General features: G+C 37.5%; 18 protein-coding genes. 12 read left to right on the forward strand and 6 right to left on the reverse strand.

Annotated features, from left to right (window positions below; all coding sequences use genetic code 11):
• Positions 1-6: 6 nt before the first annotated feature.
• Entirely contained in the window at positions 7-1,557 is a 1,551-nt protein-coding gene (locus ACFFIX_RS13210) for an ABC-F family ATP-binding cassette domain-containing protein (RefSeq protein WP_378934639.1), read from the reverse strand.
• 260 nt (positions 1,558-1,817) lie between these two features.
• Positions 1,818-2,414 (reverse strand): Uma2 family endonuclease, encoded by a 597-nt coding sequence (locus ACFFIX_RS13215; protein WP_378934641.1) that lies wholly within the window; start codon positions 2,412-2,414, stop codon positions 1,818-1,820.
• Positions 2,415-2,581: 167 nt separating this feature from the next.
• Here ACFFIX_RS13215 and ACFFIX_RS13220 point away from each other — a divergent pair, with 167 nt between their 5' ends.
• The 4 genes from ACFFIX_RS13220 (at position 2,582) to ACFFIX_RS13235 (ending at position 9,128) form a co-directional block, all read left to right on the forward strand.
• The gene (locus ACFFIX_RS13220; RefSeq protein WP_378934642.1) at positions 2,582-4,768 is read left to right on the forward strand and encodes a DNA topoisomerase III; all 2,187 of its coding nucleotides are present in this window, start codon (positions 2,582-2,584) and stop codon (positions 4,766-4,768) included.
• 586 nt (positions 4,769-5,354) lie between these two features.
• Positions 5,355-7,496, forward strand: coding sequence for a peptidase M6 (locus ACFFIX_RS13225; protein WP_378934644.1), 2,142 nt, complete (start codon positions 5,355-5,357; stop codon positions 7,494-7,496).
• 221 nt (positions 7,497-7,717) lie between these two features.
• Complete coding sequence (locus tag ACFFIX_RS13230) at positions 7,718-8,923, forward strand: niacin permease NiaP (protein WP_378934646.1); 1,206 nt, start codon at positions 7,718-7,720, stop codon at positions 8,921-8,923.
• Between the two features lie 55 nt (positions 8,924-8,978).
• Positions 8,979-9,128, forward strand: coding sequence for a hypothetical protein (locus tag ACFFIX_RS13235; protein WP_378934872.1), 150 nt, complete (start codon positions 8,979-8,981; stop codon positions 9,126-9,128).
• A 246-nt stretch (positions 9,129-9,374) separates the two neighbouring features.
• On the opposite strand, the gene ACFFIX_RS13240 is transcribed toward ACFFIX_RS13235, so the two are convergent.
• A complete protein-coding gene (locus ACFFIX_RS13240) occupies positions 9,375-10,649 on the reverse strand; it encodes a YjiH family protein (protein ID WP_378934851.1) in 1,275 nt (424 codons plus the stop codon).
• 386 nt (positions 10,650-11,035) lie between these two features.
• On the opposite strand from ACFFIX_RS13240, the gene nfsA reads away from it, so the two are divergent.
• The 6 genes from nfsA to ACFFIX_RS13270 all read left to right on the forward strand — a co-directional run bounded on the left by nfsA (position 11,036) and on the right by ACFFIX_RS13270 (position 15,615).
• Complete coding sequence (gene nfsA, locus ACFFIX_RS13245) at positions 11,036-11,785, forward strand: oxygen-insensitive NADPH nitroreductase (protein WP_378934648.1); 750 nt, start codon at positions 11,036-11,038, stop codon at positions 11,783-11,785.
• A gap of 49 nt (positions 11,786-11,834) precedes the next feature.
• Positions 11,835-12,038: a hypothetical protein gene (locus ACFFIX_RS13250; RefSeq protein WP_378934650.1), complete on the forward strand. Its 204-nt coding sequence runs from the start codon at positions 11,835-11,837 to the stop codon at positions 12,036-12,038.
• Between the two features lie 42 nt (positions 12,039-12,080).
• The gene (locus ACFFIX_RS13255) at positions 12,081-12,620 is read left to right on the forward strand and encodes an ABC transporter permease subunit (protein ID WP_378934652.1); all 540 of its coding nucleotides are present in this window, start codon (positions 12,081-12,083) and stop codon (positions 12,618-12,620) included.
• Positions 12,556-13,224 (forward strand): ECF transporter S component, encoded by a 669-nt coding sequence (locus ACFFIX_RS13260; protein WP_378934654.1) that lies wholly within the window; start codon positions 12,556-12,558, stop codon positions 13,222-13,224. Before ACFFIX_RS13255 ends, ACFFIX_RS13260 begins: the two co-directional genes overlap by 65 nt.
• 407 nt (positions 13,225-13,631) lie before the next feature.
• A complete protein-coding gene (locus ACFFIX_RS13265; protein ID WP_378934656.1) occupies positions 13,632-14,591 on the forward strand; it encodes a carbohydrate kinase family protein in 960 nt (319 codons plus the stop codon).
• Positions 14,592-14,703: 112 nt separating this feature from the next.
• A complete protein-coding gene (locus tag ACFFIX_RS13270; protein WP_378934853.1) occupies positions 14,704-15,615 on the forward strand; it encodes an NAD(P)/FAD-dependent oxidoreductase in 912 nt (303 codons plus the stop codon).
• Between the two features lie 41 nt (positions 15,616-15,656).
• Here the strand turns inward: ACFFIX_RS13270 and ACFFIX_RS13275 are convergent, their stop codons facing one another.
• Together ACFFIX_RS13275 and ACFFIX_RS13280 are read right to left on the reverse strand one after the other, a co-directional pair.
• Positions 15,657-16,469, reverse strand: a complete 813-nt coding sequence (locus tag ACFFIX_RS13275; protein ID WP_378934658.1) for a bifunctional hydroxymethylpyrimidine kinase/phosphomethylpyrimidine kinase — start codon at positions 16,467-16,469, stop codon at positions 15,657-15,659.
• Between the two features lie 279 nt (positions 16,470-16,748).
• Positions 16,749-17,495 carry a L,D-transpeptidase gene (locus ACFFIX_RS13280; protein ID WP_378934660.1) on the reverse strand — a complete coding sequence of 249 codons (747 nt, stop codon included), beginning with the start codon at positions 17,493-17,495 and terminating at the stop codon, positions 16,749-16,751.
• Between the two features lie 212 nt (positions 17,496-17,707).
• Here ACFFIX_RS13280 and ACFFIX_RS13285 point away from each other — a divergent pair, with 212 nt between their 5' ends.
• Positions 17,708-17,953 (forward strand): hypothetical protein, encoded by a 246-nt coding sequence (locus tag ACFFIX_RS13285; protein ID WP_378934662.1) that lies wholly within the window; start codon positions 17,708-17,710, stop codon positions 17,951-17,953.
• Between the two features lie 28 nt (positions 17,954-17,981).
• Here the strand turns inward: ACFFIX_RS13285 and ACFFIX_RS13290 are convergent, their stop codons facing one another.
• Positions 17,982-18,863 (reverse strand): AraC family transcriptional regulator, encoded by an 882-nt coding sequence (locus ACFFIX_RS13290; protein WP_378934664.1) that lies wholly within the window; start codon positions 18,861-18,863, stop codon positions 17,982-17,984.
• A 320-nt stretch (positions 18,864-19,183) separates the two neighbouring features.
• On the opposite strand from ACFFIX_RS13290, the gene ACFFIX_RS13295 reads away from it, so the two are divergent.
• Entirely contained in the window at positions 19,184-20,362 is a 1,179-nt protein-coding gene (locus ACFFIX_RS13295; protein ID WP_378934666.1) for a galactokinase, read from the forward strand.
• Positions 20,363-20,368 lie beyond the last annotated feature (6 nt).

Consider the following 20,368-nt stretch of genomic DNA (forward strand, 5'->3'; position numbering starts at 1 on the left):
TTTAAACTAAACCTTCTCCGCCCATTCCTCAATATCCCAAACCTTCGTCACCCAATCTTCATAAAAATCAGGCTCATGGCATACGAGGACAATTGTTCCTTTATAGGCCTTAATTGCACGTTTCAGCTCTTCTTTTGCTGTGATATCAAGATGATTCGTTGGCTCATCGAATAATAGCCAGTTGCTTTCATTCATTAGAAGTTTGCATAAGCGAACCTTTGCTTGTTCTCCACCACTTAGCTGACTTAAAGGTCTTGAAATGTGTTCATTCTTTAAGCCACAACGTGCGAGCAAGGCACGTACTTGGTGCTGATCAAGGCTAGGAAAGGCATTCCATACGTCATCAATCGGCGTAATGTCTGCAGCTTTTACTTCCTGTTCAAAATAACAAGGGAAAAGGAAGTCTCCACGGTTAACATCTCCAGCTAATGGATCAATTTTGCCTAAGATCGTTTTTAACAACGTTGATTTTCCGACACCATTACACCCAACAATCGCAATTTTATCTCCACGTTCGATGGTCATTGTTAGCTTCGGTAAAAGGGGCTCGTTATAGCCAATTTCTAAGTCTTTGGCTTCAAAAACAAAGCGGCTACTTCCACGAGATTCCTTAAATTCAAACGTTGGTTTCATGGCCGTTTCAGGACGATCAATTCGCTCAATACGATCCAGCTGCTTTTGACGACTTTTTGCACGACCAGTTGTAGAGTAGCGGGCTTTATTTTTTGAGATGAAATCTTCTTGTTTTTTAATAAAGTCACGCTGCTTTTCATAGGCTTGTAGATGCTGATTTTTATTCAACTCAGCCAATTCTAGAAACTTCTCATACGTTGCAGTGTAGCGTGATAGCTTAGAAAATTCCAAGTGAAAAATAACATTCGAAACACTATTCATAAACTCAGTATCATGAGAGATTAAAATAAACGCATAGGGATATTCTTTAAGGTAATTGCTTAACCAGCGAATATGCTCCACATCTAAGTAGTTCGTTGGCTCATCCAGTAAAAGAACCTCAGGCTGCTCGAGTAAAAGCTTTGCGAGCAATACCTTCGTTCGCTGTCCACCACTTAATGCCGAAACATCACGATCAAGCCCGATCGCATCAAGTCCAAGACCACGTGCAGTTTCATCAATTTTCATATCTAAAAGGTAAAAGCCACCTGCATCAAGACGATCTTGAATTTCAGCCATTTGTTCGAGTAGTTCTTCTAGCTCTTCAGGTGTGGCAGTTCCCATCTTTTCTGTAACTACATTAAGCTCTTTCTCTTGTTCGAAAAGAGGTAAAAATGCATCACTTAAAATATCGCGAATACTTTTTCCTTTTGATAGAATCGTATGTTGATCAAGATAGCCGTAACGGACTCCTGGTGTCCATTCAACCCGACCTTCGTCATGAATCAATTCACCAGTAATAATATTCATTATCGTTGATTTTCCGACACCATTTGCCCCGACTAAACCAACATGCTCCCCATCCAACAAACGCAAGGAAACATCCTTAAATAGGGTGCGATCCCCAAATGTATGACTTAATTTATCAATTGTAAGTAAACTCATTTCTATAAAACCCTCCGCTTAAACTCAAAGTATCTTTGCCAATCATACTATGATCTGAGGGTTTTCGCTACAGCTAGATTACTGGTAATGATATGTTTTGAATAGGTAGGAGTCATGAGCATTGTATGAAATTTTTAGAAGTCTAAAGAACCAAGTTAATTAAATAAGGTGTAATTACGAAGTTGGTTATTATTTGAAATTTTGATACGCATTTTTAAATAAACAATGTGTAAGGAGGCTCAATTTTTATAAACTCGTGTTCAACCTTCGTTGGAGCTAAATCGTTCTTCAAATCTGAGGGCATCTTCAAAGATATCGGTAAGATTAATTGAAATGCATGCAAAAAGAGGAGAAGTTAAAATCTCGCCAAAACTATATATTTTATAGAATTCGTATAGGTTTTCTTTAAGGATGAATTGTTCAAATGTGTGATGATGTGAATCAACAATCCAATATTCTTTTACACCAAAACGCTCATAAATTAGTTTTTTTCGCTGTCGGTCATTTTTTGAAGTACTTGGAGATAGAATTTCAACCACAAGGTCAGGTGCTCCCTCAATGCGTTTTTGCTTAATAATATTCAGGTTTTCGTTTGATATAAAAATGAGATCTGGTATCAAACAGTTATCTTTGTCAAAATATACGTCTACAGGTGCAGGGAGAATAACGCCATTTGGTTTACAAGAATTTCTAATTGCATCATGAATATTTACTAAAACAATTTGATGAATAATGACTGGCGAAGGCTGCATTTCATAACGAACACCTTCAATCATCTCATTATATCCTTCATCAATAGGAACGGATCGATATGACTGATTGCTCTCTTTAGCAAGCTGTTTCTTCTTTTCACTCATGCAAAGCCACTCCTTTTTTCGAACCACTTACAATCTATTTTAACCCGATTTTATATACCTATCAAATATCTAAAAACCTTTTTTCACGTTAATAACTTAGATTTAAAAAAATTTATCTTTATAATAGAAGGAAGTACTTAAAAGTTAGACCCCGAAAGGATGTTATCATGAGTAAAATTGTCGTTTTAGCTGAAAAACCTTCTGTTGGAAGAGATTTAGCTAGAGTCTTAAATTGTCATAAAAAAGGAAACGGTTATATAGAAGGAGATCGCTACATTGTGACATGGGCACTCGGCCACTTAGTCACCCTTGCTGACCCAGAAAGCTATGGAGAAAAATATAAATCATGGCGGATGGAAGATTTGCCTATGCTTCCTGAACCGTTGAAGCTCGTCGTAATTAAAAAAACAAGCAAACAATTCTATGCGGTGAAGGAACAATTAACGAGAAAAGATGTTTCGGAAATTGTGATTGCAACAGATGCGGGGCGTGAGGGCGAGCTTGTAGCGAGATGGATTATTGAAAAAGCACAAGTGAGAAAACCAATTAAACGCTTATGGATTTCGTCTGTAACAGATAAAGCAATTAACGAGGGATTCCGAAAACTAAAAAATGGAAGAGACTATGAAAACCTTTACGCTTCAGCAGTCGCAAGATCAGAAGCAGATTGGATTGTCGGACTTAATGCAACGAGAGCACTTACAACAAAATACAACGCACAGCTTTCAACAGGACGCGTTCAAACTCCGACTCTAGCAATTATTGCAAAGCGAGAAGAGGAGATCAGGAGTTTTCAGCCGAGGGAGTACTTTGGAATTAAAGCAGTTACGGATAAAGGGTTAAATCTAATCTGGCAGGATCAAAAGAGTAATGAGACGAAAAGCTTCGACAAAAATAACATCGAGTCAATAGTTAAAAAGTTGAAAAACCAACAGGCTACAGTAGTCGATGTAAATAAAACAGCAAAAAAATCCTACTCACCTGCTCTTTATGACTTAACAGAGCTACAAAGAGATGCCAACAAGCGCTTTGGTTTCTCAGCAAAAGAAACACTAACAATCATGCAAAAACTCTATGAACAACATAAAGTACTAACCTATCCAAGAACAGATTCTAGATATATTACTTCAGATATCGTAGAAACACTGAAGGACCGGGTTCAAGCATGTAGAACAAAGGATAACGCTTCAGTAGTCGGAAAAATACTGCGAAACCCAATTAAGGGAAATAAATCGTATGTCGATGATCAAAAGGTATCCGATCACCATGCGATCATCCCTACTGAAGAAAGTGTTCCATTAAGTGCAATGACTGATAAGGAAAGAAAAATATATGCCTTAGTTGTCGATCGTTTTCTAGCAGTTCTTATGCCTCCATTTGAATACGAGCAAACAACCGTTAAAGCAAAAATTAAAGATGAAACCTTCATTGCAAAAGGAAAAGTTATCAAGGCTCAAGGCTGGAAAGAAGTATATGATGGAGCAAGTGACGAGGATGAGACCGGCGACATATTAGATCAACGCCTTCCGCAGTTAAACAAGGGAGATTCCTTTAAAGTTGTTTCACTTCTTCAAACAAAAGGTGAAACAAAGCCACCAGCTCCGTTCAATGAGGCGAGCCTCCTCTCCGCAATGGAAAATCCGTCAAAATATATGGCGGGTGAAGATCAATCGCTCATTAAAACAATTGGTGAAACAGGCGGATTAGGAACGGTAGCAACAAGAGCAGACATTATAGAAAAGCTGTTTAGTAGCTTTATTATTGAAAAAAAGGGTAAGGACATCACCGTTACGTCCAAAGGTAAGCAGCTACTTACCCTTGTTCCGAAAGATTTAAAGTCTCCAGTCTTAACGGCTGAATGGGAGCAAAAGCTTACTCAAATAGCAAAGGGCTCACTACCAAAACAAGTCTTTTTGGAAGACATGAAACAGTACGCCAAAACTGTTGTTTCAGAAATTAAAAACAGTGATAAAAAGTTCAAACATGACAATGTGACAGGGAAAAAGTGTCCTGAGTGCAGCAAGCTTTTGCTCGAAGTAAACGGTAAAAAAGGAAAAATGCTCGTTTGTCAGGACAGAGAATGTGGGTACCGAAAAGGCGTCTCAAAAGTGACGAACGCAAGATGCCCGAACTGCCACAAAAAGCTCGAACTACGCGGTGAAGGAGAAGGTCAAATCTTTGTCTGCAAATGTGGCCATCGAGAAAAGCTATCTACCTTTACTGAAAAAAGAAAGAAATCTCAAAACGGTAAAGTCTCTAAAAAAGAAGTGTCGAGTTATCTAAAAAAGCAAGAAGACGACTTCGTAAACCCAGCACTAGCAGAGGCATTAGCTAAGCTGAAATTAAAAGAATAAGAGCGGTACCCGCCTGTTTCCTAGCACGAAAGAGTGCCTGGAAACAGGTACCATAGGAGATAAAGTATGAAAAGAAACATCACGCTACAGGAGTGTGGAAGAGAAAATGAGAAAGCCTACAAATCAAACTGTCATGCACAGTTATCCTCCGAATGGTTGCATTAGTCACTATTTCATATGAGGCACAATGGTCTTCCAAACTTCGATAAACTGAACATTCCGTTATACCTTGGACGATCGCAATATATCAATCTTAACGAAAAGAGTAAGATCCATTCTTTATTAATAGATTAACTAAGAACCTGCTACTTAGCGGGTTTTTTTGTCATTTTATTATAAAAACTATCATAAAGGAACTAGTGCAAAATAATCATTTTTCGGTACTCGAAATTGTTTTTAGTGGTTAATAACTTATTATCCTACAAAAATTTACATGATAATAGACCTAATAAAGACGAAAAGTCTCCCTGTTTTTATTCGTTTCTACATATTTCCCTATTTGTAAACGCTATATATTACAGTGTTTTTAGAATATTCAACATGTTATGATAACTTCAGTTGAGTAAAATACTGAGGGGGAAATGATTTGAAGAAAAAGCTACTTTCCGTACTGTCTTCTGGGGTAATTGCTTTATCGTTATTAGCTCCAGTTAGCACAGGAACAACTACTGCAAAGGCTGCAACAAATAATCCAAATTGGGACGTAGAACGTTACGGAGATCAGGTGGACATCGATAGCTATTTGGACAAGCTATCTGAAGATGAAGCCTACTTAAAAAATGCTGAGAAGAAGTTAATTGAACAATCAAAGGATATAAATTTTAATGAAAGCGCTTCATCTTTAGATGCATCTAACGAATCCAAGTTTACATTTGACGGTGGAACAAAATCATTTCTCGATCGAGACTTAACATTTAAAGAATTCACACTTCGAAGTGTGGGAGACAATGTTGAGATATGGGTAGCGAATGATCTTTCTTTTGAAGAGGGTGACCCAAGACCTGCACAAGTAGTAACACAGAATCAGGTTGATAAATTACGTGATGAATTTGACTCGAATATCTACCCAGTGGCTACTGATTTCTTTGGCACACCAGACTCACTAAACGGAGAGAATGCAGTTCTTGAGGATATAGGTGCAGTGCCTGAAGGGTATTATACTGACAATGATAAAGTGATTATGCTAGTAGACAACGTGAAAGATGATAACTATTATGACCCTGAATATCCTTTTTTTGTAGCTGGTTTCTTCTGGTCTACGTTAGAAATGTATACAGATCGTAACATTATCACAATTGATACTAACAATTGGGAAGAACGTCTTGAATCTACCTTCTTTGCTACGACGATTCATGAGCTTCAGCATTTAATTCATTCTGATAATGATGGTGACGAAGAAACGTGGATTAACGAAGGAATGTCAACTTTCTCTGAATTTCTTGGCGGATATGGTCACTCAGAAGGTTCCATTAACTTCTACCTAGACCATCCTGAAAACTCTCTTGTGAACTGGGATGAACACAATAGTGCACAAACAGGACCAGAAACAATAGCTGATTATGGACAAGTCTACTTATTTACTCTGTATATGAACGATAAATTTGGCCAAGATTTTATTCGTGACTTAGCACTTAATGAAATAAACGGAATTGATGGAATTAATGAGACATTAAAAGCACACGGTGAAGAACTCAATTTTACCGAGTTATATCAACAATTTATTACAGCTCTATCCATTGATAGCGATAGTCCAGGAAAAGGTATTTACAAGTTTGATAGCATTGATTTAAGAGAATTACCAGTTGACGCGGATGGGACGAAGCGTGGAGTAACAGTAAACTATGAGAAAGCAAAAGACTTTGAAAAAGAAGGCGTTCCAGCATGGGGCGGAGATTATAAAGTCATTGATACAGATAAAAAAATTGAAGGAATTAAATTTGACGGAGTACAATTCTTAGCAAACCCTTGGCAATCAGTCTCAGACCCACTTGGCTCTGATAACCAAGTACTATGGGGGAATGCTGGTGATGAAGCAGATAACGCTTTAATTTTCGAAGCAGATTTAAGCAATGTAGAATCAGCCACTTTAAATTTTGATAACTTTATTGACATCGAAGAACAATGGGATTATGGTGTTGTCCAAGTTTCAACGGATGCAGGAAAGACATGGACGAGTCTAGCAAATGAAAATACTCGCTCTGATGTTGTTGAAGAAGGATACCCAACAATCAAAGAGAATGTTCCAGGGTTCACAGGTCATTATGAGGACTGGCAAAAAGAAAGCTTTGATTTAACTGCATACAAAGGTCAAAAAGTTCATATATCTTTCCGTTATTTAACTGATTGGGGATACAACGATAAGGGATGGTTTATTGATAACATTGAAATTCCTGAAATCGGCTACTCAAATGACGGAAATTCTACAGAAAGCTTCCTATCAATTGATCAATTAATCGGACGCTATGTTGAATATGCGGTGACCTTTATTAATAAAAAAACAGTTGGAAAAGGTAAAGGTGCAAAAACTAAATATGATGTCGTAAGTGTAGAGCCTTTCAACCTTGATGAACAAGACTCTCTTAAACTACGACAATTATTTAAAGATGGTAAAAATCACATGATTACATGGTACGCAGCACCATCTAGCAACAAAAGCCCAGTTGATTTCTCCTATGAAATTCAAACGAAAAAAGATAAGCCGAAACCTGGCAAAGGACCAAAGCAATAAGGTAAATCAGCCGCTAACGTATAATGCGTTAGCGGTTTTTATTGTTTATAATGAATTCAAAGATACTAAGTAAAGGGAACTTCCAGGCAATGTCTATCGATCTTAGAGTAAATTCCATTATAAATAGGAGTTGACTTCACAACAAAAGATAGAGTATATCTTAAATAATGATTTAATGTAAATGAGACCTTTGATTAGAAAGGTAAGCAAGGGTGGTTAACATGGAAAACAGTAAAGAACTTTCGCGAAAAAAATTACTAGGGATTGCAGGATTAGGCTGGATGTTCGACGCAATGGACGTTGGGATTTTAGCATTCGTTATCGCAGCACTTCAGGTCGAGTGGAATCTAACATCTTCACAAATGGGCTGGATTGGAAGCGTTAACTCAATTGGAATGGCTGTTGGTGCATTAGTTTTTGGTCTACTTGCTGATAAAATTGGTCGAAAAAATGTCTTTATTATTACATTATTACTTTTTTCAATAGGCAGTGGTATTTCTGCTTTTGCCACAACGCTGTCTTTTTTCTTACTTCTGCGGTTTTTTATCGGAATGGGACTTGGTGGAGAGTTACCTGTTGCATCAACACTTGTTGCTGAAAGTGTGCCTGCAAAAGAACGAGGAAAGATCGTTGTTTTATTAGAAAGCTTTTGGGCGGGAGGCTGGCTACTAGCCGCATTAATCTCCTATTTTGTTATCCCTAACTTTGGCTGGCAAGCTGCATTATTGCTAAGTACATTACCTGCATTTTACGCCCTTTATTTACGCTTGAAATTACCAGATTCACCGCGTTTTCAAGCAGTTAAGGGTAAAGATAATCAGTCATTTCTACAAAAAATGACACGCGTTTGGGCTCGTCCATATACAAAACAAACGACGATGCTTTGGATTCTATGGTTCTGTGTCGTTTTCTCCTACTATGGAATATTTTTGTGGCTACCAAGTGTGATGGTCATGAAGGGCTTTAGTTTGATTAAAAGCTTTGAGTATGTGTTGATTATGACACTCGCTCAACTACCTGGCTACTTTAGTGCGGCATATTTAATCGAACGAATGGGAAGAAAATTTGTTTTGATTACCTACTTAATTGGAACGGCCTTAAGCGCTTATTTCTTCGGAAATGCTGAAAGCCTATCGCTTCTCCTTACATCCGGAATTTTCTTGTCATTTTTCAACCTTGGAGCGTGGGGCGCGTTATATGCTTACACACCAGAGCATTATCCTACAGAAATCAGAGGGACTGGATCAGGAATGGCTGCATCATTTGGTCGAATTGGCGGAATTCTAGGTCCATTAACAGTTGGATATCTCGTTGCGCAAAATGTAGATATCGGTACAATCTTCTTTATTTTCTGCGTGGCAATTTTAATCGGTGCATTAGCGGTATTTACACTAGGGGAAGAAACGAAGCAAAGAGAATTAGTATAGAAAGGAAGAACTCCATATTGGGGTTCTGGCGTTATTGAATTCTTAAAAGATGCGAATGGAGAAATTTATACGTACGATATCAATACAAACACAAATTACAATCGTGATGCTAAAAGCGGCTGCAAACAAGTTTGGGATGTTAGAAATCAAGCTATTAAAAGAAGACTTAATAGTGCTCGAGCAAAACCAAGCTACAACTGTATAAACAAATAACGCATGGATTCCTAATGGATCCATGCGTTTATTGTTCCTGTAGAATCTTGTGGATCTTTGTCGAAGCGTCGATAGACCGTCCATTTTCGCTGATAGAATTAAAAAATTCGCTTATAGAACTAATAAAAGAGGAAAGTTTTCAATGAATTTACAAATCAACTTTGATAAATTCATAAAACAAGCTCATTCCAATGAAAAAAGGACCCAAATTGGTCCTTTTTGCTCAACTCAGCATTTATCAAAAAAGTAGATGTGCAATCCCAACAATAACCGGAAGAGTAATCAACGTTCTTTGTAAGAAAATCAATACTAAATCTAAGAATGATACCGGTATCTTAGATCCGAGTAATAATCCCCCAACCTCTGACAAATAAATCAACTGTGTTACCGAAACAGATGCGACGATAAAGCGGGTCATTTCACTTTCGATTCCACTTCCAATAATTGAAGGCAGAAACATATCTGCAAAACCTACAATGAGCGTTTGTGATGCTTTATCTGCTTCTGGAACTTGCATAAGCTCTAATAATGGAATGAATGGCATTCCTAAATATTTAAAAACAGGAGTAAATTCAGCGACAATGAGGGCTAGTGTTCCAATGGCCATTACGATCGGTGCAACACCCATCCACATGTCGAGAATGTTTTTACCACCATCCTTGAAGAATTCTGCAACCCCTGTGTTTGTTTTTGCTTTTTCGATTGCTTGTTTAAATCCCCATGTAAAAGGTGTGTATCCTTCTGGAATGAGTTCTCGTTTGTCTTTACCATTATCGATATAGTATGTGTCAGGTTTCCTTGATAGTGGTGGGATCCGTGGGCAAATAATTGCCGCAACCAATCCAGATAAAGTGACTGTTAAGTAAAATGGGACAAACATGTGTCCTAGGTTAACTTGTGAAATGACCACAAGACTAAATGTAATCGAAACAACGGAAAAAGTCGTACCGATTACAGCGGCTTCACGCTTTGTGTAATAGCCTTCTTCATATTGCTTGCTTGTTAATAAAATCCCTATCGTTCCGTCACCTAACCAAGAAGCTAAGCAGTCAATTGAGGATCGTCCTGGCAATTTAAAAATAGGGCGCATGATCTTAGTTAACAATGCCCCGAATAATTCTAATAAACCAAAGTTTAATAACAAAGGTAAAAACAGTCCTGCAAATAAAAACACAGAAAATAAAATTGGGAGAAGGTCATTTAATAGTAACCCGCCCGTGAATTCTGAGTGAACCATCTCAGGTCCAATTTGAAATAAGGTCATAACAGCAAAAATCATTCCTAAGAATCGTGCAATTACCCATACAGGTGAAACGTCAAATAACGTTTTTAAGAAGGGATTTCTCATAATAAATGCCGGTCTCGCAAACTTTGCAACAAGTGTTCCAAGTAAAGTGATTGAAATAATGGCAGTCATAATTGAGGGAAGACTTATTAATAGTAATTTTTGAACCATTCCAGATAGAATAGCAATTGGTATCGTGATTTCATCGTTGAATGAAATGGGAAGCATAAATAAGATAATTCCTAATAATGATGGCAAGACAAACGTTAAAATATTGCCAGTTGAAGCTCGTTCTTCAGTCCTTGCTAATTTACTCAAAAAATAATACCCCTTTCGACATGTACATAATTATGTAACAATAGTAATTTTAATGCATTTAAGAAAGAAATCCAACTCCTAAAGTTTTATTTACCCTATTTTTAAATTTTTAATAGTCTTGTATAAAAAATTTAATTATTTTAAAAATTATGAGAAAATATAGATACCTCAGTGAAATAATTAAACTAGTTCGTTTATCAATAGGTCCCCATGTTTCATAACTAATTGAGGTTCCACTTATGAGATAATATAATAATGGCAAATGTTACTAAAAAAGTAAAAAGGCGGGAAAGAAAATGAACACAACAATAAAAACTCTGCTAAATCACAAATCAATTAGAAAATTTGAAGATCGTTCTCTCACGAATGACCAGATCAAACAAATCGTACAGTGCGCACAAGCCGCATCAACTTCAAGCTTTATTCAGGCTTATTCAATTATTGGAGTGAAAAATAAACAAACAAAGGAAAAGCTTGCATCACTAGCAGGTAATCAAGCTTATGTTGCCAATAACGGACACTTCTTAATCTTTTGTGCCGATTTGTATCGGCATCAATTAATTGGAGAGCAACACGAAGTTGATATTGCAACATCTTTAGATAGTACTGAAAAGTTTATGGTGAGTCTAATCGATGCCTCACTAGCAGCCCAAAATGCAGTGATTGCTGCCGAGTCAATGGGTCTGGGTGCAGTCTATATTGGAGGACTGAGAAATCAGCTTCAAGAGGTTTCGGCTCTTCTTAAAACACCAAAACGCGTGATTCCGTTATTTGGGGTAGCAATTGGATATCCGGCACAGAATCCAGATAAAAAACCAAGATTACCTATCGAACATGTTTATCATGAGGAAGAGTATGAACAAGATCTTGATACATATAAACAACAATTAACAGACTATGATGAACAAATTTCTAGCTATTATTCAGAGCGGACAAAGGGTGCTCGAAATGATACATGGACAGAGCAAATGGCTACAATGCTAACAAAACCAACGAGAATGTATATGAAAGAGTTTGTTCACCAAAAAGGATTTAATAACAAATAAATTTTTCCGGGAAATAGTCAGACAATAGACGTTAATACGGGGGTTCGGAGTGAAGAAACTTGGGGGAATTGTTTTACAATTTATTTTTGCTTGTACTGGTATTATCTTAATTGGTGCTCTTCCATCCATTTTTTTAATAGAAAAGGGGCAGTGGATTAATTTTTTAATATTCTTTGAGACAATTGGCACCATTCTACATGCCCTTGTTAATTTTAAAGAAAAGACATTTATGATTAGGGGAGAAGTTTATTAGGTATATCCAGACATTCTTGAGGCTGTTGTCTATTCTTTTATTTTGCTGTTCGCAGCTTTAGTCATTGCTTATCTTGTTTCAGTTGTACTTACTTTAATGACTATGCTATTGCCTCAAAAATTCCGTGAAAGAATTAAGTTTGCGATTTTTTTACTAGAGTCTTTACCAGATATTTTAGTGATTATTTTATTGCAGCTACTCATCATTATGATCTATAAAAAAACGGATATTCTTTTGATGAAGGTTGTTGCAGTTGGAGATGAGAGGGCTTACTTATTGCCAATTATCTGCCTCGCTCTCCTACCAACCATACAGTTATATCGCCTTTGCCTACATCTGTTTGAAGAGGAGTTCACGAAAGACTATGTTCTTCTCACTAGAGCTAAAGGCTTAAAGCACTCGTTTATTTTAGTTGTACATATCCTTAGAAATACTGTGATCAGTATGTTCCTTGATTCAAAGAAAACAATATGGTATATGCTATCAGCCTTGGTCGTGGTTGGAACGCTCAAGGCTAATGCTAATTACGATAGCGATTGTCCTCTTCTTACTACTAGTTGGCTTCCCGCTAATTCTGAATGATCAATACCTGATAGTCAGTTTATTATTTATGATTTGTACGTTTTTACCGTTTCTGATTCGTTTTGAACGGAGAAAGGTTGCAGGGCGAGAATTAGTGATGTTGGCTATCCTTGCTTCAATTGCAGCTGTTAGCCGAGTTCCGTTTGCCTCACTTCCTAGTGTTCAACCTACGACTTTTGTGATTATCGTAACAGGTATTGCCTTTGGTGCGGAAAGTGGTTTTGTTGTAGGGGCATTAGCTGCACTTGTTTCAAACCTTTTTCTAGGACAGGGCCCTTGGACACCTTGGCAAATGTATGCATGGGGAATGATTGGACTATGTGCAGGTTTTTTACGTAATACATGGATGATGAAAATGACGATTGGTAGGTGTGTTTTTGGGTTTATCACTGGTATTTTGTTCGGATGGGTGATGAACTTATGGTATATTGTTGGAGTTTTTCAGGAAATAACTCTTGTTGAAATTCTTGCCTATTATGGAGCAAGCGTATACTTTGATTTAGCCCATGCGATATCGAACGTGTTTTTCCTCATTCTCTTTGGAAGTAGTTGGGTCAAAATATTGCAAAGGTTTAGAAGAAAATATGGATTGTTGGAAGTGTAAAGCTTTGGCAGAGTGTTTTTTTATATGATGTTAATAAGTACAAAAGCCTATATTAAAACCTGTGCACAACCTGTGAATAGTAAAATCTTAATTAATATATATGGTGGCGAACATACATACCCACACAAAATGTGGATAGATTTTGTGGATATGTTGATAACTTTTGTGGATAACTTGTTTTTAAGTGAATATTCGGATGTATTTATCAAAAATCCCGATCGCTTTGTTGATAACTTTTTTAAAAACGTAAATTTTGAGTAATTCCTGAATTTGTTTGTTAGTTAGAGGATTCCTACGTAAGACCTAATGATTATTGAGGCGAAAGAAAAACTTATGTTTAAAGATATGTCTATAAAGACGTATAATAAAAACAAAATAAAAAGGAAATGAAAAAGTGAGGAACGCAGATGAAACATGGAATTATTAGTTTAGGTGAAGCTTTAATCGATTTTATCCCACTAGACGAGACGAATTTAACTTACCAGAAAAGTCCTGGAGGTGCTCCAGCCAATGTTGCAGTTGGAACTGCACGTCTTGGTGCAAAATCAACCTTTTTAGGGAAAGTCGGAAATGACGTTTTGGGAAAATTTTTGAAGGAAACGTTAGAAAGCTACAATGTGAACACAGAACACATGCCTTTATCAGATGAAGCCAGAACAGGAGCGGTGTTTGTAACACTTGCAGAAAATGGAGAACGCAGCTTTGATTTCTACATAAACCCTAGTGCAGATCGATTTTTACAGGAAGACGATATAGAAGAAGCTCTTTTTACAGAAAATAAAATTCTTCACTTTGGATCAATCTCACTTATTAGTGAACCAGCTCGCAGTGCCACAAAAAAGGCTGTGCAGCTTGCGAAGGAAAATGGAATGCTTGTTTCTTATGACCCCAACTTAAGATTAGGATTATGGGAATCGAGGGAACAAGCAAAAGAAGTGATCCTCTTGATGCTTAATCAAGCCGATATTGTAAAAATTTCAGAAGAAGAACTGGAGTTTTTAACAGGGAAACACGATCTCGACGAAGGCTTGGAGGCACTGCGTTCTTATCAAGTGCCTGTGTTATTTGTTACTTTGGGGAGCGAAGGTAGCTGGGCAATAACGCAAAATGAAAAGATAAATGTGCCAGCAATGAAAGTTTCAGCTATTGATACGACTGGGGCAGGAGATGCATTTGTGTCAGGAATTCTTTATTCTTTTGAGCAATATGAAGGAGATTTTAGTCAGGTTACAATTCAAGAGCTAGGTGAAATGGCAACCTTCGCAAGTATTTCTGGAGGCCTTGCTGCTTCCACAAAAGGAGCAATGACAGCATTGCCGACAAAGAGTGAAGTAGCAGCAATATTGAATCAGACTACTAGTTATTAAAAAATAGAAAAGGGGAGCGAACATGTTCAATCGTGTTGCTCCTTTTTTATCGTATTTCTTTATAAAACTAACATATCCTAAGGGTATTATTTCAAGTGAGGACGTGTTAGTGATGGGGAAAGTTTACGAGTGTATTGTCATTGGTGCTGGAATTGCGGGTCTACAAGCAGCTATTCAACTTGGTCGATATCAACACGAGGTTTTGATCATTGACTCAGAAGCAGGACGATCCACCTTATGTCGAAACTATCATAATCTGTTGGGGTGGCCAGATGGAGTCAGCGGACAAACTCTAAGAGATCTTGGGAAAAAACAAGCTGAAAGCTATGGCGTTCCGTTCGTTACCGATAAAGTTGAAAATGCAATAACAGATAAAAACATCTTTCTTCTTAAAACGACTAATGGACAAACCTATCAGGCAAAGCGGGTACTGCTAGCGACGGGAATCAGCGATCGAATACCTGAAATACCTAACCTCAAACCATGTCTGGGCTTAACTATATTTGTGTGCCCCGATTGTGATGGCTATGAGGTCAAAAACAAGAAAGTACTTGTGTTGGGAGCGGGCTCGGCAGGTGCAAGCCTGGCCTTAACACTCACCTATTGGACGAAGGACATTACATATATAAACCATGAAGCCGAAGATATTGAAGATAAGTTGCAAAAAAAGTTAAGTAAAAAGGGAATTAAATATGTAAGGGAAAAAATAAACGAGGTACTAACAGAGAAAGAATCATCCTTTAAAGGAGTATTGTTAGAGAGTGGTCAAACGATTAAGGCTGATCGGGCATTTATTGCATTTGGTGGAAACAAAGTTCATTCAGAACTGGCAAAACAGCTAGGAGTGGAACGATTAGAAAATAAGCACCTTCTCGTTGATCCGAGAACAAAGGAAACAAATGTCCCAAACGTTTGGGCAGCAGGTGATATTGTTGCACACTCAGAACAGGTCTCAATTGCAATGGGGGATGGCTGTCAAGCAGCAATTTGGATTCACAAAAGCATTATGAGCGGTAATGAATAAGAAAAATAGTGTGTTAGCACATACGCTAACACACTATTTTCTTATTTTTCACTTAGTCTCATTCCTGCATGATTTGTCGGTCCAACGTATTCATTTAATCGGAACGAATGACGAATGGCAGCAGTGATGAATTTTTTAGCAGCATATACAGCATCTTTCACTGTAGATCCTTTTGCCAGTTCAGCAGTAATTGCTGCGGAATAGGTGCATCCTGCGCCATGGGTGAAGGATGTTTCAATACGTTCCCCTTCGAGAATCTCTATTGTCTCTCCATCATAGAGTACATCTACAGCTTTTTCATGTTGAAGTTTGCCTCCGCCTGTAATGAGAACATAACTTGGTCCTAATGTATGAATCTCAATAGCAGCCTGCTTCATTTGTTCTATGGTCGTAATGGAGCCAAGTCCACTTAGCTGTCCTGCCTCAAATAAGTTTGGTGTAATAATTGTTGCAACAGGAGCAAGTACTTCTCGAAGTGCAACCGCATGGTCAGGATACAAAACCTCATCAGCGCCTTTACAAACCATAACCGGATCAATCACTACATTTGTTAACTCATGTTCTCGAATTGCATCAGCAGCAAGGTGAATGATATCAACAGTAGGGAGCATACCTGTCTTCATTGCATCTACGCCGATGCCTCCGATAATCGTTGCAAGCTGTGCTTGAATCGTTTCCACATCTATGGGGAAAACTTGATGGTTCCAATGATTGCTAGGGTCCATGGCAACAATTGTAGTTAGAGCAGTCATTCCATAGACTCCGTGCTCTTGAAATGTTTTTAAATCTGCCTGAATCCCAGCGCCACCGCTACTATCAGATCCGGCAATAGTTAATGCCTTTTTCATCTGCATCTCCTGCAAAACCTCCATCCTGCTATTTACCTTAGTGTTCATTATAACAATCTAAAAAAAATCTACAAATAAGTGGCGAGTCAACTTAAAGTTAAAATTGACTCGCCACTTTTAAGTTAAATATGGGTGGATTATTGTCCGAGAACTTGTTATAAGACCAAACTCGATAATATAATGGCCCAGTTCAATAATAAATTTCAAAAAGGAGTTAAATATTCTACTCAGCAAAAAAGTAGTGATAAATGAGCAAAAAAGTATTAAGAATAGATGGAAGCCCATTTATCCATCAAGCTCACACACGTTTTTAGGAGTTTTCCAGTGGTCGTAAAAAAGAATTCTAGATTCAATCCTAACTCTTATGCAATTCAACTTTTTTTCATAAACAGTGAGTTCTTTTTCCTCAATAACGGGCTTTTCTTTTTGAATAGGAGTTTCCTCTTTTACAGGTGGTTTCTGTGTTTCTTGCTGTTTAGGCTCTTCATTTTTTTCTGGTTGGGTTGTTGTGGGAACGGTTTGAGTGGAGTATCCATTTGCGGCTGCGATTGCTTCGAAGGAGTGGTGTGAATGAAGGATGATTACCGATGTATTCACTTGAATACGATTGAAAAGCCAGTGTATTTCTTCATCATACATGCGAATACAGCCTGCACTTGCATACGTACCAATTGAATTTGGATTATTGTTGCCATGAATCGCATATGTTGTTCCATACGTACCACGGGCATTTAAACCGATCCAACGGTCACCAAGTGGATTGCGTTCGTCGCCACCAGGAATGTTCTCTTTGTAGTAAGGTCTGTTCTTAATTTTGTTAACGATTGGAAAGGTGCCTTCTGGTGTATAAGAATTGTCTCGGCCTGTCGCAACCTGAAACACTTTTATTAACTTTCCCCCTTCAAAAAGAGCAAGCTCGTTTGTGCTTTTATTAATAATAATCAGCTGACCTTCAGTATTTGCCTGAGTAGGTGAGGCAAAACTCAAAGACATAAGAATAGCAACGAACCAAAAAAACAACCATTTTCTCATTAGATGACTTCCCCTTTTAATATCCTTGTTAAATATATTTGTAAATGAGACGATGGCGTCGTAGAAAAAGTTGCAAATAATATATAGGTAAAAGCACAATTTAACTTTTAAAATTTAAAAAATAAAGACCTCTAAAATGGTTTTTTCGTTTTATATTTAAAGCATTTTGTGCGAAAATAAAAGAAATTCTAGAAATGACATGGGTGAGCTAAATGAAGGTCGAACAGCTTTATGATGAAATTTATGAAAAGATTGCTCGGGATCATGCGGAGGTAACAAAACACTTGGCTTCCAGTAAAGCAAGTACTTCTCTTACTGAGCAGGAGAAAGAAAAGCTTGAACGAATGGAATTTGCCCTTCAAAGTGCACGTGATATTTTAGAAAATATGATGACCCCTGGCTCTAGCATTACGATTATGCACTCAAAAGGATCTCTTACAATTGAGATCAATGAATAAAAGAGCTGACATAGCGTCAGCTCTTTACTTAGGAAAGTATATCCTTATTGCTAATCTCTTTGCCTCTCTTTCTTACTTGACCAGGCGACATTCCTGTAAGCTTCCGAAAAACTTTGTTTAAGTAATTAGCATTCTTGTAGCCAACTAATTCAGCTATTTCATCTACAGAATATTTAGTGTGAAGAAGCAGTTCACTTGCCTTGATCACACGAATTTTTGTTAAGTACTGAATGGGTGTTAAAGTGGTTGTTTTTTTGAATAATCGTGTAAAGTGATACCTCGATAAACCGGAAGCCTCTGCCATTTGTTCTGGCCCGACCTCTGTCTGATAATAGTTGGTTGCAACTAAAACAGCGCTAATCACACTTTCTGGCCATTCCTCCATTAATTTATCCATTGAAGAAATAGAATGATACAATTCCATCGTAAATTGATAGGCAAGACTAGAACCCTGATAGGCATTGGTAATGTTTTTATTTTGTGCTTTATCATACATTTTTTTAATTAACTGAATTGGAGTCGAGTCTGGATGAAAGCGAATGACCTGGTTCGTGGTTTGCTTCACATACTCCCAGCACTGCTCAACCTCGTTTCCATAGAGTGTTAAAAAAATAAACTCCCATTTTTCACTGCCTTTAGGTAAATAATAGCGATAATTACTATGACTCTTAACGATAAATGCTTGTCCCGGTTGAACTCTGTGACGAATGCCGTCCAATTCAATTTCTCCTTGTCCTGACAAGGTATATTGAAAAATACATTTCCCAACGTCCTTCCGCTGCGTACCGCTCCAACTGTAGATCGGATTAGTTTGTTCGTCCCAACCGACAGACCAAATTTGCGCAACTTCATTCACATGCTGTTCAGTAAACCGAAAAGCAAAAGCCCCATGTTGTTGACTTGAGCGCATATAATCACCCTTCCAAAACACTTTAATAATAAGCAAAAAAGGTTAGTATTTTTCATGAGATTGCTGATAATGTAAACTCATTAATAGTCTGAATTTGTATATATTTTCTGATGAGTCGTCAAGAAGTGGAGAAATTGACAGAGCAAAAAAGTACTCATTATTACATATTATTTTACCATTGAATAAATCGAGATGGGCTACTAAAATAAAAGTATAAATGTACCCGCTTACAAAATGAAGAGCAATTTTGATCTACTATGCTTTAGCAATCAATGAAAGAAATCAACATAAATTAACGATATAATAGAGGGTGGAGAGAAATGAAAGATCAATTACTTACTCAATTTAATGAAGTATTTAAAACAAACAACAAAGCTAGAACGTTTTTTGCTCCAGGCCGTGTAAATTTAATCGGTGAGCACACAGATTATAATGGTGGGCATGTGTTTCCGTGTGCTTTAACTGTTGGAACTTACGCAGTTGCAAGTGTCAGAGAAGACCGAAGCATCAGAATGTATTCAATGAACTTCCCTACTATTGGCGTAATTGAGTTTTCAATCGATGATGCACTTGTTCTTGAAAAGTCCCATGATTGGGCAAATTACCCAAAGGGTGTTATGCATGAGTTTTCAGAGCGTGGCTTGAAATGGGAGCATGGATTTGACGTTTTATATTATGGGAATATCCCAAACGGTGCAGGCCTCTCATCCTCAGCGTCAATTGAGCTCGTGACAGCAGTGATGATTCAAGGACTTTTTGATACTAGTCTCTCGATGATTGAGCTTGTTAAAATGAGTCAGCATGCTGAAAATAATTTTATTGGTGTCAGCTGTGGAATTATGGATCAGTTTGCAATTGGAATGGGAAAAGAAGAGCAAGCAGTTTTACTGAATTGCCAAACTCTTGACTATCAATATAGTCCAATTAAACTAAACGACGCTTCACTTGTAATCTCGAATACAAACAAAAGAAGAACCTTAGCTGATTCAAAATACAATGAACGACGCTCAGAATGTGAACGTGCACTAGCAAATCTACAAACTGAATTGGAAATTGAATCTCTAGGTGACCTAACACCTGAAGCTTTTGAAGAACACAAACATTTAATTAAAAATGAAACTGATCAAAAACGTGCCAAGCATGCTGTATACGAAAATGACCGAACATTAAGAGCTGTTGACCGCTTACATGCAGGAGACCTTGAAAGCTTTGGAACCCTCATGGCTGAATCACATATTTCGTTGAGAGATGATTATCAGGTCTCAGGAAAAGAGTTAGATACACTTGTTGAAGCAGCATGGGGACAAGAAGGTGTAATTGGTTCAAGAATGACAGGTGCTGGCTTCGGAGGTTGTACAGTAAGCATTGTTGCGAATGATAAAATAGAAGAGTTTATTGACAGAGTCGGGAAATCCTATCAAAACGAAACAAAGTTAACAGCTGATTTTTATGTAGTAAATGTTGGCGATGGAGCTAGAGAATTATTGAACAACCAATAACAGGAG

This window comes from Metabacillus herbersteinensis, assembly GCF_042433335.1.
GTDB classification, from domain to species: Bacteria; Bacillota; Bacilli; order Bacillales; family Bacillaceae; genus Metabacillus; species Metabacillus herbersteinensis.

Excerpts from the sequence above, each read along its gene's own strand:
- ACFFIX_RS13210 (WP_378934639.1), bottom strand. The coding sequence starts at position 1,557 with ATGAGTTTACTTACAATTGATAAATTAAGTCATACATTTGGGGATCGC.
- ACFFIX_RS13295 (WP_378934666.1), top strand. The coding sequence starts at position 19,184 with ATGAAAGATCAATTACTTACTCAATTTAATGAAGTATTTAAAACAAAC.
- ACFFIX_RS13235 (WP_378934872.1), top strand. The coding sequence starts at position 8,979 with ATGGAGAAATTTATACGTACGATATCAATACAAACACAAATTACAATC.
- ACFFIX_RS13220 (WP_378934642.1), top strand. The coding sequence starts at position 2,582 with ATGAGTAAAATTGTCGTTTTAGCTGAAAAACCTTCTGTTGGAAGAGAT.
- ACFFIX_RS13285 (WP_378934662.1), top strand. The coding sequence starts at position 17,708 with ATGAAGGTCGAACAGCTTTATGATGAAATTTATGAAAAGATTGCTCGG.
- ACFFIX_RS13230 (WP_378934646.1), top strand. The coding sequence starts at position 7,718 with ATGGAAAACAGTAAAGAACTTTCGCGAAAAAAATTACTAGGGATTGCA.
- ACFFIX_RS13290 (WP_378934664.1), bottom strand. The coding sequence starts at position 18,863 with ATGCGCTCAAGTCAACAACATGGGGCTTTTGCTTTTCGGTTTACTGAA.
- ACFFIX_RS13265 (WP_378934656.1), top strand. The coding sequence starts at position 13,632 with ATGAAACATGGAATTATTAGTTTAGGTGAAGCTTTAATCGATTTTATC.
- ACFFIX_RS13240 (WP_378934851.1), bottom strand. The coding sequence starts at position 10,649 with ATGCTTCCCATTTCATTCAACGATGAAATCACGATACCAATTGCTATT.
- ACFFIX_RS13280 (WP_378934660.1), bottom strand. The coding sequence starts at position 17,495 with ATGAGAAAATGGTTGTTTTTTTGGTTCGTTGCTATTCTTATGTCTTTG.
- ACFFIX_RS13275 (WP_378934658.1), bottom strand. The coding sequence starts at position 16,469 with ATGCAGATGAAAAAGGCATTAACTATTGCCGGATCTGATAGTAGCGGT.
- ACFFIX_RS13270 (WP_378934853.1), top strand. The coding sequence starts at position 14,704 with ATGGGGAAAGTTTACGAGTGTATTGTCATTGGTGCTGGAATTGCGGGT.
- ACFFIX_RS13260 (WP_378934654.1), top strand. The coding sequence starts at position 12,556 with ATGCTAATTACGATAGCGATTGTCCTCTTCTTACTACTAGTTGGCTTC.
- nfsA (WP_378934648.1), top strand. The coding sequence starts at position 11,036 with ATGAACACAACAATAAAAACTCTGCTAAATCACAAATCAATTAGAAAA.
- ACFFIX_RS13215 (WP_378934641.1), bottom strand. The coding sequence starts at position 2,414 with ATGAGTGAAAAGAAGAAACAGCTTGCTAAAGAGAGCAATCAGTCATAT.